At 69.0% G+C, this 15,658-nt stretch carries 17 protein-coding genes; 9 read left to right on the top strand and 8 right to left on the bottom strand.

Translation table 11 applies throughout. The annotated features are described in order from the left end of the window. Position 1 precedes the first annotated feature (1 nt). Positions 2–253, top strand: coding sequence for a hypothetical protein (locus tag DKG74_RS15990; RefSeq protein WP_109907181.1), 252 nt, complete (start codon positions 2–4; stop codon positions 251–253). A gap of 27 nt (positions 254–280) precedes the next feature. Further along, positions 281–1,117, top strand: a complete 837-nt coding sequence (locus DKG74_RS15985) for a sterol desaturase family protein (RefSeq protein ID WP_109907180.1) — start codon at positions 281–283, stop codon at positions 1,115–1,117. 79 nt (positions 1,118–1,196) lie between these two features. Here the strand turns inward: DKG74_RS15985 and DKG74_RS15980 are convergent, their stop codons facing one another. Then, positions 1,197–2,696: a CoA-acylating methylmalonate-semialdehyde dehydrogenase gene (locus DKG74_RS15980; protein ID WP_109907274.1), complete on the bottom strand. Its 1,500-nt coding sequence runs from the start codon at positions 2,694–2,696 to the stop codon at positions 1,197–1,199. Positions 2,697–2,842: 146 nt separating this feature from the next. Between DKG74_RS15980 and DKG74_RS15975 the strand changes: the two genes are divergently transcribed. From DKG74_RS15975 to DKG74_RS15960, 4 genes are all read left to right on the top strand, one after another. Further along, positions 2,843–3,742, top strand: coding sequence for a LysR family transcriptional regulator (locus DKG74_RS15975; RefSeq protein WP_109907179.1), 900 nt, complete (start codon positions 2,843–2,845; stop codon positions 3,740–3,742). Between the two features lie 71 nt (positions 3,743–3,813). Further along, entirely contained in the window at positions 3,814–5,622 is a 1,809-nt protein-coding gene (locus tag DKG74_RS15970; RefSeq protein ID WP_109907178.1) for a potassium/proton antiporter, read from the top strand. A 12-nt stretch (positions 5,623–5,634) separates the two neighbouring features. After that, positions 5,635–6,636 carry a magnesium transporter CorA family protein gene (locus DKG74_RS15965; RefSeq protein ID WP_243404151.1) on the top strand — a complete coding sequence of 334 codons (1,002 nt, stop codon included), beginning with the start codon at positions 5,635–5,637 and terminating at the stop codon, positions 6,634–6,636. A 5-nt stretch (positions 6,637–6,641) separates the two neighbouring features. Continuing rightward, entirely contained in the window at positions 6,642–7,445 is an 804-nt protein-coding gene (locus DKG74_RS15960) for an undecaprenyl-diphosphate phosphatase (protein WP_109907176.1), read from the top strand. A gap of 125 nt (positions 7,446–7,570) precedes the next feature. Here the strand turns inward: DKG74_RS15960 and DKG74_RS15955 are convergent, their stop codons facing one another. Both DKG74_RS15955 and DKG74_RS15950 read right to left on the bottom strand, forming a co-directional pair. Beyond that, complete coding sequence (locus DKG74_RS15955; RefSeq protein WP_243404150.1) at positions 7,571–8,182, bottom strand: sigma-70 family RNA polymerase sigma factor; 612 nt, start codon at positions 8,180–8,182, stop codon at positions 7,571–7,573. After that, on the bottom strand, positions 8,179–8,388 hold the full coding sequence (locus DKG74_RS15950) for a NepR family anti-sigma factor (RefSeq protein WP_109907175.1): 210 nt from the start codon (positions 8,386–8,388) through the stop codon (positions 8,179–8,181). The genes DKG74_RS15955 and DKG74_RS15950 overlap by 4 nt, the downstream gene beginning before the upstream one ends. Positions 8,389–8,512: 124 nt before the next feature. Between DKG74_RS15950 and DKG74_RS15945 the strand changes: the two genes are divergently transcribed. Both DKG74_RS15945 and DKG74_RS15940 read left to right on the top strand, forming a co-directional pair. Next, the gene (locus DKG74_RS15945; protein ID WP_109907174.1) at positions 8,513–9,289 is read left to right on the top strand and encodes a response regulator; all 777 of its coding nucleotides are present in this window, start codon (positions 8,513–8,515) and stop codon (positions 9,287–9,289) included. A gap of 5 nt (positions 9,290–9,294) precedes the next feature. Then, a complete protein-coding gene (locus DKG74_RS15940) occupies positions 9,295–10,995 on the top strand; it encodes a sensor histidine kinase (protein ID WP_133251612.1) in 1,701 nt (566 codons plus the stop codon). Here the strand turns inward: DKG74_RS15940 and DKG74_RS15935 are convergent. After that, complete coding sequence (locus DKG74_RS15935; RefSeq protein ID WP_109907172.1) at positions 10,961–11,884, bottom strand: diacylglycerol kinase family protein; 924 nt, start codon at positions 11,882–11,884, stop codon at positions 10,961–10,963. The genes DKG74_RS15940 and DKG74_RS15935 overlap by 35 nt on opposite strands. A gap of 47 nt (positions 11,885–11,931) precedes the next feature. Between DKG74_RS15935 and DKG74_RS15930 the strand changes: the two genes are divergently transcribed. Next, the gene (locus DKG74_RS15930; RefSeq protein WP_109907171.1) at positions 11,932–12,711 is read left to right on the top strand and encodes a methyltransferase domain-containing protein; all 780 of its coding nucleotides are present in this window, start codon (positions 11,932–11,934) and stop codon (positions 12,709–12,711) included. Position 12,712: 1 nt separating this feature from the next. On the opposite strand, the gene DKG74_RS15925 is transcribed toward DKG74_RS15930, so the two are convergent. The 4 genes from DKG74_RS15925 to DKG74_RS15910 form a co-directional block, all read right to left on the bottom strand. Next, positions 12,713–13,693 carry an NAD(P)H-dependent flavin oxidoreductase gene (locus DKG74_RS15925; RefSeq protein ID WP_109907170.1) on the bottom strand — a complete coding sequence of 327 codons (981 nt, stop codon included), beginning with the start codon at positions 13,691–13,693 and terminating at the stop codon, positions 12,713–12,715. A 15-nt stretch (positions 13,694–13,708) separates the two neighbouring features. Further along, on the bottom strand, positions 13,709–14,482 hold the full coding sequence (locus DKG74_RS15920; RefSeq protein ID WP_109907169.1) for an enoyl-CoA hydratase-related protein: 774 nt from the start codon (positions 14,480–14,482) through the stop codon (positions 13,709–13,711). 93 nt (positions 14,483–14,575) lie between these two features. Next, on the bottom strand, positions 14,576–15,379 hold the full coding sequence (locus DKG74_RS15915; RefSeq protein ID WP_109907272.1) for a PhzF family phenazine biosynthesis protein: 804 nt from the start codon (positions 15,377–15,379) through the stop codon (positions 14,576–14,578). Positions 15,380–15,387: 8 nt separating this feature from the next. After that, the gene (locus DKG74_RS15910; protein WP_109907168.1) at positions 15,388–15,630 is read right to left on the bottom strand and encodes a DUF1127 domain-containing protein; all 243 of its coding nucleotides are present in this window, start codon (positions 15,628–15,630) and stop codon (positions 15,388–15,390) included. Positions 15,631–15,658 lie beyond the last annotated feature (28 nt).

The following is a 15,658-nucleotide window of genomic DNA, read 5'->3' as shown; positions in this document are numbered from 1 at the left end:
CATGATCACCCGCACCCTCGCCGTCGCCGCCCTGATCCTCGCCGCGGCCAGCCCGGCCTTCGCCCAGCAGGGCATGGCCAAGAAACTGCGCGCCGCCTGCGCCGCCGACGCCAAGGCGCTTTGCGCCGACGTCGAGCCGGGCGGCGGCCGCATCCTGCAATGTCTGAAGGCAAAGCAGGATCAGGTCTCCAAGGACTGCCTGTCGGCGATCGAAGACGCCCAGGCCGCCCGTGCCGCCGGCACGGCGCAGTAATCCGGCGCGCGAGGACGGGGGCCGATCATGGACGGGCTGACCGATGGACTGTTCGCCGGGGCGGCCCCGCGCTGGATCGGGCCTGCCGTCCTGCTCGCCCTCATCCTCGCCGAGGCGGGTCTCGGCGCCCTTCGGCACCGTCCGGCCTATGACCTGCGCGAGAGTCTGGCGACCGGCGTCATCATGCTGGGTCAGCGCCTGATCGGTCTCGCGGCGGCGCCCCTCGTCGCCGGTCTGTTCTTCGCGGCGGCAGAGCTCCGGCCCTTCGGACAGATCGCCATGGATCTGCCCGGCGTCCTGCTGCTCTTTCTCGGGGTCGAGTTCAGCTATTATTGGCATCACCGGGCAATGCACCGCTTTCGCCTGCTGTGGGCGACCCATGGCGTGCATCATTCCTCGACCCGGCTCAATCTGCTCGCGGCCTTCCGCCTCGGCTGGGGCGGCCAGCTCACCGGCGGTTTCCTGTTCTATCTGCCGCTCGTCCTGATCGGCTTTCCGCCGCTCGCCGTGCTCGCCATGCTGGCGGCCAATCTGTTCTATCAGCTGTTCCTGCACCTGAGCTGGCTGCCCGACCTCGGCCCGCTCGACCGTGTGTTGAACACGCCCCGCAACCACCATGTCCATCATGCGTCGAACGCGATCTGTCTCGACCGCAATTTCGGCGGCGTCACCGTCGTCTTCGACCTTCTGTTCGGCACCTATCAACCCCTGCCGGCCGAGCCCCTGCGCTATGGCACCGCGGCGGGCGAGGCGACGCGCAATCCCTTCCGCATCGCCCTTCGCGGCTGGCACGACCTCGCCCGGCGCCTGCTCGCCGCCCGCAGCTTCCGCGCCGCCGGCACCGCCCTGTTCGGCCGGCCGTAGGGCGGCCCCGCAAACGACAACGGCCGGACCTTTTGGGTCCGACCGCGCGCAGCGTCTCCTCCGCTTGATCTTGCGGCGCTTACTTCATCGTCGGGATCGAGAATTCGGCGCCCGAGCGGATGCCGGTCGGCCAGCGGCTCGTGACCGTCTTGATCTTGGTGTAGAACTTCACGCCCTCGGTGCCGTGCTGGTTGGTGTCGCCGAAGGCCGAACGCTTCCAGCCGCCGAAGGAGTGATAGGCCAGCGGCACCGGGATCGGCACGTTGATGCCGACCATGCCGACCTGGACGCGGCTGGCGAATTCGCGGGCCGAGTCGCCGTCGCGGGTGTAGATCGCGGTGCCGTTGCCGTAGGCGTGCTTGGTCGGCAGGTCGATCGCCTCGTCGAAGGTATTGGCGCGGACGATCTGCAGCACCGGGCCGAAAATCTCGTCCTTGTAGGTGCGCATGTCCGGCGTCACATGGTCGAACAGCGAGCCGCCGAGGAAGTAGCCCTTCTCGTAACCCTGGAGCTTGAAGTTGCGGCCGTCGACCAGCAGCTTCGCGCCTTCCTGCACGCCGAGGTCGATATAGCCCTTCACCTTGGCCAGATGTTCGGCCGAGACGACCGGGCCGTAATCCGAGGTCGGGTCGAAGCTGGGGCCGACCTTCAGCGCCTCGACGCGGGGCACCAGCTTCTCGACGAGGGCGTCGGCGGTCTCCTGGCCGACCGGCACCGCGACCGAGATCGCCATGCAGCGCTCGCCGGCCGAGCCGTAGCCCGCGCCGATCAGCGCGTCCGCGACCTGGTCGAGGTCGGCGTCCGGCATGATGATCATGTGGTTCTTGGCGCCGCCCATGGCCTGCACGCGCTTGCCGTTGGCCGTGCCCGTCGCATAGACGTAGGACGCGATGTTGGTCGAGCCGACGAAGGAGACGGCGTGGACGCGCGGGTCGGTCAGGATGGTGTCGACCGCGATCTTGTCGCCGATGACGACGTTCAGCACGCCCTTCGGCCCGCCCGCCTCGAGGAACAGCTCGGCGAGGCGCAGGGGCACCGACGGGTCCTTCTCGGAAGGCTTGCAGACGAAGGTATTGCCGCAGGCGATGGCGACGCCGAACATCCACATCGGGATCATGGCCGGGAAGTTGAACGGCGTGATGCCGGCGACGACGCCCAGCGGCTGGCGCATCGAATACATGTCGATGCCGGGGCCGGCGCCCTCGGTGAACTCACCCTTCATCAGATGCGGGATGCCGCAGGCGAATTCGATCACCTCGAGGCCGCGCTGGATGTCGCCCTTGGCGTCCGAGATCACCTTGCCGTGCTCTTCCGAGAGCAGACGGGCGAGACTGTCCATCTCGCGCTCGACCAGTTCCTTGAACTTGAACATCACGCGGGCGCGCTTCTGCGGGTTCTGCGCCGCCCACGACGGGAAGGCCGCCTCGGCCGCCGAGATCGCGGCTTCGACTTCTTCCTTGGTCGCGAGCGGGGCCTTGCGGATCACTTCGCCCAGGGTCGGGTTGAAGACGTCCTGGAAGCGGCCGCTCTGTCCCTGCAGATGTTCGCCGTTGATGAAGTGGGTCAGATGCGTCGCCATGGCGTTTCCCCGGTTGAATTCTTCGGCCGGAAAACTGGCACAGCCCGCATTTTTCTTCCACAGGCGTTGCCGCAGGATCATTGTGCGGAAACGCAGAGGGGCGGGGAGCGATTTCATGCAGGCATGTCGATGACCGGGGAGTACCGATGACCGGGCGGCTGGACTGGGACGACCTGCGCTATCTCCTCGCCGTCGCCAGGGCCGGGCGGGTCTCGCTGGCGGCGAAGCGACTCGGCGTCGATCATTCGACCGTGATCCGTCGCATCGGCGTTCTGGAAGAGGCCCTGGGCGCCCGCCTCGTCGATCGCGGGCCGACGGGTTACGACCTGACCGACCGGGGCGTCACCCTGGTCGCCGCGGCCGAGCAGATGGAGACCATGGCCCTTGGCGCCCTCGACCAGATCTCGGGGGTCGACGCGCAGATCTCGGGCGCGGTCCGGGTCGGCGCGCCAGACGGCTTCGGCACCCTGTTCCTGGCCGGGCGCCTCGGCAAGCTGGTCGTGCAGCACCCCGGGCTCGAATTGCAGCTGATTGCCATGCCGCGTGTCTTCTCGCTGTCCAAGCGCGAGGCCGATCTCGCCATCAGCCTGTCGCCGCCCCGCTCCGGCCGGCTGGTCGCGACCAAGCTGACCGATTACAAGCTGGGCCTCTACGGCGCCGAAGGTTACCTTGGCCAGCGGGGCACGCCGGCGGGGGTCGAGGATCTGCCCTATCACACCTTCATCGGCTATATCGACGATCTGCTGTTCACGCCCGAGCTCGACTATCTCGCCGAAATCCACCCGGGCATCCGGGCGTCCTTGCGCAGCGCCGGGCTGGTCGCCCAGCTGCAGGCGGCGAAGGCGGGTTTCGGTCTCTGCGTGCTGCCCCATTTCGCGGCGGTGACCGAGCCGTCGCTGATCCCCGTGCTGCCCGGGGCGGTGGACCTGACCCGTTCCCTCTACATGCTCACCCATTCCGACCTGAAGGACCTGCCGCGCGTTCGCGCGGTCAGCCGCTTTGTGGTCGAAGAGACACGCATGGCCCGGGAATTGTTCCTGCCGTGAAATAAAGTCCCGACCTCCCATGGCGGGGGCGCCGCCCTTCGTTAAAGTAGCGGCAGCCCGCTGGAGAGGACATGAGTCTCACCTATCAGATCATCCTTATCGGCGCCCTCATGGGCGTCTTCGCCATCGTCGCCGGAAGGGTCTCGTCCCGTCTGGGCGCGCCGGTCCTGCTGGTCTTCCTCGGCCTCGGGATGCTGGCGGGCGAAGACGGTCTCGGCATCCGCTACAACGATGTCTCGGGCGCCTATTTCGTCTGTTCGGTCTCGCTCGCCGTCATCCTGTTCGACGGCGGTCTGCGCACCCAGCGCAGCACGATCGCGGTCGCCGGCCTGCCCTCCCTTGTGCTCGCCACGGTCGGCGTCGCCATGACGGCGGGGATCGTCGGCCTCGCGGCCTGGGCCATGTTCGGCACGCCGCCGGCCGGCGCCCTGCTGATCGGCGCCATCGTCGCCTCGACCGATGCCGCGGCCGTGTTCTTTCTCCTGCGCCTGCAGAAACTCGACATCGCGCGCCGTGTCGCCTCCACCCTCGAAGTCGAATCGGGGCTGAACGATCCGATGGCGATCTTTCTCACCCTGCTCGCGATCCAGATGATCGGCGCGGGCGGCCTGTCGCTGGGCGAAGGGGCGCTGACCTTCCTCGTCCAGATCGGCGGCGGCGCGCTGGCGGGCTGGGCCGGGGGTCGGCTGCTGGTCTTTCTCGTCAACCGGCTGGAAATCGCGGCCGGGCTCTATCCCATTCTCGTCGTCATGTCGGCGCTGACCATTTTCGCCGGGGCGCAGCTGCTCGATACCTCGGGTTTTCTCGCTGTCTATGTCGCGGGCTTCATCCTCGGCAACGAACGGCACCGGGCGAGCCAGCTGATCCTGCGCTTCAACGACGGGATCGCCTGGCTGGCCCAGATCGCCATGCTGCTTACCCTCGGCCTTCTGGTGACGCCGACCAAGCTGTTGCCGGTGCTGCTGCCCGCGCTCGGCGTCGCCGCCGTCCTGATGATCGTGGCGCGGCCGCTCGCGGTGTTCCTGTGCCTGTGGCCGTTCCGCTTCTCGATGCGCGAGCGGGCTTTCGCGGCCTGGGTGGGCCTGCGTGGCGCGGTGCCGATCTATCTCGCCCTGCCGCCGATCATCGAGCATATGCCGGGGGGCGAGACGCTGTTCGGCGTCGCCTTCGTCGTCGTTCTGACCTCGCTCATGCTGCAGGGCTGGACCGTGGCGCCGGCCGCCCGCTTCCTCAATCTCGCCCTGCCGCCGTCGAAGGCGCAGGCCGACCGGCGCGATGTCGACGTGCCGCTCGGCGCGCATCGCGACATCGTCGGCTATACCGTGCTGCCCGGCTCCAGCGCCCTCGACAGGCCGTTCTTCGCCCTTGCCCTGCCGGAGGGGGCGCGCGTGCTTTCGGTGCTGCGCGGCGGCGCGGTGGTCGAGACCTCGGACGTCGATCATCTGGCGCCGCGCGACTATGTCCTCATCATCGCCGATCCGGAGCAGATCCATACCCTCGACCGGCTGTTCGCGCCCCGGCGCGGCGCGGGCAGCGTGCAGGCGGGCGAATTCACCGTCGATGCGCGCCAGGCCATCGACGATCTCGGCCGGCTCTACGGCATCGAGGTGCGGCCGCAGGATGCGGGCAAGACCATCGGCGCCGTGCTGGCCGCGGCCTTCGGCGGCAAGCCGGTGGCGGGCGACCGCCTCGCCTACGGTCCGGTCGAACTGGTGGTGCAGGGCGTCGACGATGACGGCACGGTCGAACATGTCGGCCTCGCGCTGGAGCCCGAGGCGGAGCGGCCGACCGTCGCCCGGCTGGTGGCGCGGGCGCGCCAGCGTCTGCGCGTCGCTGGTCGCCACATCGCGCGGCTTGCAGGCCGGGGTCGCCGGGCCTAGAAGGGTTCCGAAGTGCAACGCCGGAAAGGGACGGTCGGCGGGATGGTCACGCTCTACCATATCCTCGACGGCAAGCTGGTGCGCACGCCCTGGCTGCTCGGCTCCGCCCTGCCCGAGCGGCTGGTCTGGGCCGACATCATGGAGCCCTCGACCGACGAGGAGCATTCGCTCGAGGCCCTGCTCGGCCTCGACCTGCCGACCCGGGCGGAAATGCGCGAGATCGAGGTCTCGTCCCGCCTCTACGAGGTCGACGGCGCCCGTTTCATGACCGCGACCGTCGTCTCCAAGGCCGACACGCCGCTGGCCGAGGCCGGCGCGATCACCTTCGTCATGGCCAATCACGTCCTCGTTTCGCTGCGCTATTCCGATCCGCTGGCCTTCACCATCTTCGCGGCGCGGGCGCTGAAACTGCCCGGCCAATGCGAAAGCGGCGAAACCGCCCTCGCCGGCCTGATCGAGGCAATCATCGACCGGGCGGCCGACGTTCTCGAGAATGTCGCGACCGAGATGGACACGCTGTCGCGCAATGTCTTCCGCTCCAAGATCAACGATGGTGACAGCGTCGACCTCGAGGAAGCCCTGCGCTCCCTCGGCCGTTTCGACGACCTGACCGGCAAGGTGCGGGAAAGCCTGGCCTCGATCGAGCGGGTGGTGAGTTTCCTCACCCAGGTGCTGGCGCCCGAGGTGAAGAAGGATTATCGCGCCCGGCTGAAGACCATGGCGCGCGACATCCGCTCCATCGCCGAACATGCCTCGGCCCTCGCCCAGAAGGTGAATTTCCTGCTCGACGCCACCCTCGGCATGATCAACATCGAACAGACGCGCGTGATCAAGATTCTCTCGGTCGGCGCCACGGTGTTCCTGCCGCCGACCCTGATGGCCTCGATCTACGGCATGAATTTCGAGGTCATGCCGGAATTGCACTGGGACTTCGGCTATCCCATGGCGATCGTGCTGATGATCGTCTCGGCGGTGCTGCCCTATTTCTATTTCAAGCGCAAAGGCTGGCTGTAACCGCCATGGATCTGTTCCTGCTGCTGTCCGTCGTCCTCATCGGCACGCTCGAGGGATTGACGGAATTCCTGCCCGTGTCCTCGACCGGGCATCTGATCGTGCTGAAGGAAGCCCTCGGGGTCGATCTGCCGCAGGCCTTCCTGATCGCGATCCAGCTGGGCGCCATTCTCGCCGTCTGCACCGTCTATCACCGGCGCATCACCTCGACCCTGCAGGGGCTGGTCGCGCGCGATCCCCGGGCGATCCGCTTCACGATCAATCTGCTGGTCGGCTTCCTGCCGGCCATGGTGGTCGGGCTGCTGGCCTACAAGGTGATCAAGGAGGTGCTGCTGGAAAGCCCGCTGACGGTCGCGATCGCGCTGATCGTCGGCGGCATCGCGATCCTCCTGCTCGAAAAGCGATTCAATCGCCCGCGCATCCATTCGGTCGATGACCTCGCGCCGGCCACCGCCTTCGGCATCGGCGTCGTCCAGTGTCTTGCCATGGTGCCCGGCGTCTCGCGTTCGGGCGCGACCATCATGGGCGGGCTCGGCTTCGGCCTGGGGCGCAAGGCGGCGGCGGAATTCTCGTTCTTCCTGGCGATTCCGACCATGGTCGCGGCGACGGCCTACGATCTTTACAAGACCGCCGGCACCCTGACCCATGAAGGCGCCGGGGCGATCGCCATCGGTTTCGGCATCGCCTTCGTCGTCGCCGCCCTCGTTGTCAAGGCCGCGGTCGGCTTCATCGAGCGCCACGGCTTCGCGCCCTTCGCCTTGTACCGGATCGGGGCCGGGGCGCTCGTCCTCGTCTGGCTCGCCCTGCGCTGACAGGGCTCGGCGCTAACCGGGGTTCAGCGCCGAAAAGGCTCCGGCCTTCGCCGGAGCGACGAATGTAAATTAAGGCGTCATCCCGGCGCAGGCCGGGATCTGGTGACGAGGGGGCGGCAGCCGCCTCAGCTGCGCTTGCCGGGGCTGCCGCCGAGGGCGAGGAAGGCGGCCATTTCGGCCGGGATCGGCCCCGCCTCCTCGAGCCGCGAGCCCATCTCGGTGCCCGAGAGGATGCGGGTCAGCTGGCTGCGGGCGCGCGAGACCCGGCTCTTGATCGTGCCGACGGCGACGCCGCAAATCTCCGCCGCTTCCTCGTAGGAAACGCCGCTGGCACCGACGAGGATCAGCACTTCGCGCTGTTCCTCGGTCAGACGCCAGAAGGCGCGGCGGAAATCGTCGAATTCGAGACCGGATTCCTGGGTCGGGCCCATGGAATGCTGCGCCTCGTTCATGTCGTCGAGACTGTCGGTCTTCATCCGCGCCTTGCGCCCCTCGTTGTAGAAGAGGTTGCGCAGGATGGTGAACATCCAGGCCTTGAAATTGGTGCCGGGCTGGAACTGATGGGCGGCGGTCAGGGCGCGCACCACGGCGTCCTGCACCAGATCGTCCGCGCGTTCGCGGTGTCCGGTCAGGAAGCGGGCGAAGGCGCGCAAATGGGGCAGGACCGCGATCACCTCGGCCCGGACGTCGAATTTCACCGTCTTGTCCGCGGCGGCGGCGGGAGTCTCGCCGCTCAACGCTTGCCCCCGTCAGGGGTATCGTCCGGCGTATCGCCGAGGTCGATGCTGTCGAGGAGGTCGAGCAGGTCCTTGGGCAGGGGTTCGGCGGCGACATCGTCATAGAGCTGGCGGAGCTGATTCTCCACCCAGCCTTCGGGCGATGCCTTGCCGCGGGCGCCCTTGGTCCCGCCTTTACGCCTGGTATTTCCGTCTTTGTCGGCCATGACCCGTCCCGGAAGTGCCGTTCCACGCTAACGGCCTTGGAACCAACGGGGAAGCCCCTGCATTGGTTCCTTGGGGCTTTTGTGGCACAACGAGCGGCGACACGCCCAAGGGGAATCCGTACCGATGACTGACCGGAAGCAGGCCATTGCCCGTCTCCTGCCGTTCCTGCGCCGCTATGCGCGGGCGCTGACCGGGTCGCAACCCGCGGGCGACGGCCTGATTCGCGAGGCCCTGCTGGCGCTGGGCGCCGGCACCGCCAGCCTCGATCCCGCGCGCGATCTGAAACCCCAGCTCTATGGCCTCATCCATGCCGCCGCCGACCGGGCCCCGGCCCCGGCGCCGTCCCCCGGCCCGGGCGAGGCGAAGCTGCAGGCGACCCTGTCGACCCTGCCGTCGGCGGCGCGGCGGGCGCTGCTGCTGACCAGCCTCGAAGGGCTGAACCGGGCCGAAGCCGCCGCCGCCCTCGGCATCGGGATCGACGCCATCGACGGCCTGCTGGCCAGCGCGCAGGAAGACCTGGCGCGTCAGGCGCCGGCCCGCGTCCTCGTCATCGAGGACGAGCCGGTGATCGCGCTCCACATCGCCGAGATCGTGCGCGAGGCGGGTCACGAGGTAATCGGCATCGCGACGCGGAAGAGCGAGGCGGTCGCTCTCGCCGCCGAACATCGTCCCGGCCTCGTCCTCGCCGATATCCAGCTCGACGACGGCTCGACCGGGATCGAGGCGGCGCAGGAGATTCTGCAGTCGCTCGACGTGCCGGTGATCTTCGTCACCGCCTTCCCCGAGCGCCTGCTGACCGGCGAGCGGATGGAGCCGACCTATCTCGTCTCCAAGCCGTTCGAGCCGCAGACCCTGGTCGTCACCATCGCCCAGGCCCTGTTCCACCACCCGGGTAGCTGACACGCGTGCGCTGGCTGGCCCGCCTGCTCGACCCTTTAAGGGTCCGCCTCAGCGTGTTGATGCTGCTCGTGCTGGCGGCGCCGGTGGCGGGCGGCGTCCTCATCGCGGTCCAGTCCTATGACGAACAGACCCAGCGCGCCGAGGCCCAGGTCCACCAGCTCGCCACCCTCGCCGCCTCGCACGAGCGGGATTTCTTCTTCGACACCTGGCGCCTGCTGGTCGGCCTCGCCGCCGACCTGCGCCTGCCCGAGCCGGGCGGCCGCTGTCCGCGCCTGTTCGGCGCCTTTCTCGACATCTATCCCGAATACGGCAGCCTCGCCCTGATCGACCCCGAAGGCTTGCAGGTCTGCTCGACCGACCGCGGCAACAAGGGGCCGGTCAAGTTCGGCGGCGAGGACTGGTATCGTCGCCTGATCGCCAGCCGCGATTTCACCCTGTCGGACCTCGTCCCCCTCGGCGCCGCGGGGGCGAATCCCAGCCTCGTCGCCGCCATGCCGATCATCGGCGAGGGCGATTCGCTGGTCGGCGTGATCGCGGTCTGGATCAAGCTCGACCGCATGGAACAGGTGGCGCGCGATTCGGGCCTGCCCGACGACGGCGTCGTCTATGTCCTCGACCGGCGGGGCGATGTGCTGACCCGGCGCACGGGGGCCGTCGTCGGCGATGCCGGCCTGCCCCAGCCCGACCTGGTCGCCCAGGTGGTGGCGGACGAGGTGCTGGAATTCCGCGCCGCCGGCCTCGACAGCAAGGAAAGGGCCTATTCGACCGTGGTGCTGCAGGGCGGGGCGATCCATGTCCTGTTCGGCCTGCCCGTGGCATCGACCTTTACCTGGATCGAGCGGGATCTCGCTTCGCGCCTCGCCGTCATCGGCATCACCCTCGCCGCCGCCCTTGCCGCCGCGCTGGTGGGCGGCCATCTCCTCGTCATCCGCTGGGTGCGGGCGCTGCGCCGTCTGGTCGCCGATTATACCGCCGGCAAGCTGGACGAGCGGGCCGACCTCGCCGGGGCGCCGGCCGAACTGCGCGAGCTGGGCGACGGTTTCGCCGTCATGGCCCGGCGCATTGCCCTGCGCGAAGCCGACCTGAAGCGGAACATCGGCGAGAAGGATGTGCTGATCCGGGAAATCCATCACCGGGTGAAGAACAATCTGCAGACCGTGCTGTCCATGCTGTCGCTGCGCCTGCGCGGCCAGCGCGACACCGCGGCGCGCGCCGCCCTGGCCGAGGCCGAGGTGCGGGTGCGCGCCCTTGCCCTTGTCCAGCGCCACCTCTATCTCGACGATGCGACCAGCCTCGTCGACATGACGACGCTGCTCTCGGAACTCGCCGCCAGCATCGTCGCCGCCGCCAACGCCGATGGCCATGTCGCGCTCGAGGTCGAGCTGCCGCCCCTCGCGCTCGAACAGGACCGGGCGACGCCGCTTGCCCTCCTGGTGACCGAGCTGATCACCAATGCCATCGTCCATGGTCTGCACGGGCGGCGCGGCACCATCCGCCTCGCCGGCCGGCGCGAGGGCGAGATGGTCACCATCACCCTGATCGACGACGGCGCCGGCTTCGATCCCCGCGCCAGCGGCGGCCTCGGCCTCGCCCTGGTGCCCGGTCTCGTCAAGCAGATGGGGGGCGAAAGCCGGCTGGAAAGCGCGCCCGGCAGCGGCACGCGCTGGACCCTCACCTTGCGGGCCGTCGCTCCCCCGCCGGCATGATCATGTCCAGCCGCCGGTGCTGCAGGCGGAACTGCAGCGGCGGCACCATGTGGGTCAGCTCCCCGTCGATCGCGAGACGCAGGCGCCGCCGCTTGGTCGCGACGGTGAGGGAGCGGCAGGCGGCGAAATGAATGCCGGGCGCCGTCTCCCAATGGCCGGCGGCGACGGCGAAGGCGAGGCGCAGCAGCGACAGCGGCCCCCTGGTCTCGGCGACATAGACCGCGAGTTCGCCGTCGGCGAGGCTGGCCCGGCTCGGCACCGGCCCGGCGCCGTCGATGAAGCGGTTGTTGGCGACGACGAGCAGCGGCGTCGTGATGCGCGCGGTCTCGCCCGTGTCGGTGTCGAGCAGGACTTCGACTTCGAGTTCATGGCGGCGGAACAGGGCGCGCCAGCCGGCCCGGATCATCGCCGGCCATTTGGCGAGCCCCTTGCGTCGGCGCGCGCGTTCCCGGTCCAGCACCATCCAGGGATAGAAACCGAGCACGGCGGCGTGCAGGAAGCGGAGGTCGCCCACGGTGGCGACGTCGATGGCGGCGATGTCGCCCCGGGCCAGCGCCTTGGCCGCGTCCACCGGATCGGGCGGCAGGCCGAGGTCGCGCGCGGTCAGATTCATCGTGCCGAGCGGCAGCACGCCGAGGGCGACCGGCGCGCGGCCCATCAGATTGAGCGCCGCGTTCAGCGTGCCGTCGCCGCCGCCGACCACCACCGCGTCGGGCGGGGTGGTGAAGACGCGGCGCAGGGCGCCCATCATGGTCTGCGGTTTGGTCAATACGATATTGACCGTGTGGCCGGCATGGGCGAAGGCGGTCCGCACGCCGTTGGCGACGGCGCCCGCGTCGGACCCGGCGAGGGTGCCCGCCTTCTCGTTCATGACGACGGTGATACGCATCGGCTATCCTTCGGCACAGGCCACGATGGTCGGCAAGGGAACGCGCCATGGCAAGCTGGGATCCGGGACAATACGCCAAATTCGCCGGCCCGCGCCTGCGACCTGCCGCCGACCTGGTCGCCCGTCTGCCGGACCGGGCCTACCGCGCCGGCATCGACCTCGGTTGCGGCGGCGGACAGGTCACCGCCCTGCTGCGCAGCCGCTTCCCGGGCCTTGCTCTCGCCGGGATCGACAATTCGCCCGACATGCTGGCGGTCGCCGGCAAGGCCCTGCCCGATGTCGATTTCCGCCTCGGCGATATCGGCGACCCGGGTCTCGCCGCCGGACATGACCTGATCGTCTCCAATGCCGCCTTCCACTGGCTGGCCGATCACCGGAAGGTGCTCTCCGCCCTGATGGCGGGTCTGCCGCCGGGCGGCGTTCTCGCCGTGCAGATGCCGCGCAACCATGGCGCCCCCTCGCACCGCCTGCTGGCCGAGGTGGCGGCGCGGCCCCGCTGGGCATCGGCGTTTTCGGGCGTCGCCGGCATCCGCCCGGTCGACGAGCCGGCGGATTACGCCCGCCTGCTGACGGCGGCGGGTGCGTCCGAGGTCGATGCCTGGGCGACCGATTATGTCCATGCCCTGCCCCCCGCCCCGGAAAGCCACCCGGTGCTGGAATGGGTCAAGGGCACCGCCCTTCGCCCCTATCTCGATGTGCTGGACGAGGCGGCCGCGGCGGCATTCCTTGCCGCCTATCGCGCGGCGCTGACCGAAGCCTATCCGGCGGAAGCGGACGGAAGGGTGCTGTTCCCCTTCCGCCGGGTGTTCTTCGTCGCCTGCCGCTAGCTCACTCCGCGGCGGCGCGGCGTATCATGCCGGGCAGGCGGGCGATCACGGCCTCGGCTTCGGCGACCGTGCGGCGCACGATCTCGGCGGCCGGCAGGATGTCGTGGATCGCCCCCGACCCCTGCCCGGCGGCGAGGCAGGCGCGCTTCGCGTCGATGCCTTCGGTCACGCCCATCAGGGTCAGATTGGCGCCCGCCTGGGCGGAAATCATCGCCTGCAGCGGGAAGGGCTGGATCTGCTCCGGCTTGCCGTCCCATTCCGCCGTGTAATCGTTGCGGATCGCGCGCAGGGTCTTGCCGGTGAAGCAGCGGGTGATCACCGTGTCCTCGTCCCGCGCGGCGATGATCGCCTGCTTGTAACCCATGGCGGCATTGGCTTCCTCCGAGGCGATGAAGCGCGTGCCCATCCAAACGCCGACGGCGCCGAAGGACAGCGCGGCGGCAAGGCCCCTGCCGTCGACGATGGAACCCGCCGCGACCACCGGAATATCCAGCGCGTCGACCATCTGGGGGATCAGCGCCATGCCCGCGACCTTGCCGGTATGGCCGCCGCCCTCGGTGCCTTGCGCGATCACCGCGTCGCAGCCGGCATCCTGCGCCTTGCGGCCGTGGTTCACCGTGCCGCAGACCGCCATCACCTTGAGGCCGGCATCCTTCAGCTTCTTCATGATCGGCGCCGGCACGCCGAGGCCGGCGACGAAGGCGCTGGCGCCTTCCTCGATGATGATGTCGACGGCGGCGGTCAGGGTCTCGGGCAGGGCGGTCAGCAGGTCGACGGCGAAGGGCCGCGCGGTCAGCCCGCGCACTTTCCGCATTTCCTCGCGGATGCGGTCGGCGGGCAGCGCCGCCATGCCGAGGCAGCCGTAACCGCCCGCATTCGAGACGGCGGCGCAGACCTCGGCGAAGGCGACGCCGCCCATGCCCGCCAGCATCACCGGATGTTCGATACCGAGAAGATCACACAGGGGCGTGTGCAGGGTCATGCTCTCGTCCTCCCGTCACTCGCCGGTCCATTCGGGCTTGCGCTTCTCGGCGAAGGCGCGGGGGCCTTCGCGGAAGTTCTTCGACATGAACATCTTGCCGACTTCCCGGTAATTGCCCAGCATCGCGGCCTCCAGCCCCGGCTGATCGAGGCCGCACATCGCGCTTTCCTTGGTCGCGCGGATGGACGAGGGGGCGCATTCCATGATGAGGCCGGCCCAGCGCCGCGCCGCCGCCATCAACTCGGCCGCCGGCACCACCTCGTTGACGAAGCCGAGCTCCTTGCCTTCGGTGGCCGGCACCCGGCGCCCGGTCAGCAACATGCCCATGGCGGCTTTCAGGCCGATCTGGCGCGGCAGGCGGTGCAGGCCGCCGGCAAGGGCGGCGAGGCCGACGCGCGGCTCCGGCAGGGCGAAGACGGCATTGTCGGCGGCGATGATCAGATCGCAGGCCAGCGCAATCTCGAAACCGCCGCCCATGGCATAGCCATTGACCGCGGCGATCACCGGCTTCGTCAGGTCGAAACGGCTGGTCAGCCCGCCGAAGCCCGTCGGCGGCACTTCGATGGCGCCGCCCCTGGCCTGAAACACCAGGTCGTTGCCGGTGCAGAAGGCGCGGTCACCGGCGCCGGTGATGATGGCGACCCACAGGTCGGGATCGGCGGCGAAGGCGTCGAAAGCGGCGGCCAGCTCGAAATTGGCCGCCGGATGGACCGCGTTCATCACCTCCGGCCGATTGATGGTGACGATCAGCAGATGACCTTCGCGCGTGACCTGGCTGAATTCGCCCATGGCATTCCCCTCCGTCTTATTGGTTGAGGGCAAGGATGCATGGTTGACGCGCACGTCACAACAGGCCCGCGCGCGGGCCTGTCGGACGCGACGTCAGATATGGATGCGGCCCTCGAGATAGAGCCGGCACTGGCCGGAAATCGCCACCCGGCTGCCCTGCGACTCGACGGACAGGAAGCCGCCCCGGCTCGACAACTGGCGGGCCTCCAGCCGGTCGCGCCCCAGCCGCGCCGCCCAGAAGGGGGCGAGGCTGCAATGGGCGGAGCCGGTCACCGGGTCTTCGTCGATGCCCTGGGCCGGGGCGAACATGCGCGAGACGAAGTCGGCGCCCATGTCCGCCGTGCCCTTGGCGGTGGCGATCACGGCGATGGGGGTCGCGGCCTTCAGCGCCTTGAAGTCGGGCGCGAGGGCGAGGATGTCGGCCGGCGTCTCGAACACCGCCATGAAATAGCCGCCCGAGCGGTGGAATTCGCGCGGCGCCGCGCCCAGCGCCCCGGCGAAGCCGGCGGGCAGGGCGGCGGGTTCGGCGCCATAGGACGGGAAGTCCAGGGTCAGGACATTGCCCGCCTTTGTCACCGCCAGCAGGCCGGACAGCGTGTCGAATGTCACCGCCGGCAGATGGGGCTGCAGGATTGTCATGATGACAAAGGCGGCCGCCAGCGTGGCATGGCCGCACAGCGGCACCTCGACCGTCGGGGTGAACCAGCGCAAGGCATAGTGTCCCTCACGGCCATTGGGCACGATGAAGGCGGTTTCCGCCAGATTATTGGCGGCGGCGATGGCGGCCAGCGTCTCGTCCGGCGGGAACTGGTCGAGGGGCACCACGGCGGCCGGGTTGCCCCTGAAGGGCAAACCGGCACCGAAGGCTTCGACCTCGAAGATATCGAGGCTTTTCATGGTTTTGCTCACGGCCTCCAGAACGGCTTCGCGGCTTCCGACTCGATATCGGCGCGGGACAGGCCGATATCGCGCAGCAGGCGATCATCCATGCGCCGCATGTGATGTCGCTCCATGGCCCGGCGTTGCCAGACAAGGAGGGCGGTCACGGCACGGGCAGCGAGAGTCCACACGGTCACGCGGCCGGTGGTCTCTTTCCGGGTCTCGACGGGCGACAGGGCGGGGCTTTTTGTCTCGATGCAATTGGTCATGACGCCTCTCCTTTCAAGGCATTGTCTC

Source organism: Zavarzinia aquatilis, from assembly GCF_003173035.1.
Lineage (GTDB): Bacteria > Pseudomonadota > Alphaproteobacteria > Zavarziniales > Zavarziniaceae > Zavarzinia > Zavarzinia aquatilis.
This window is presented reverse-complemented; position numbering and strand designations above follow the sequence as displayed.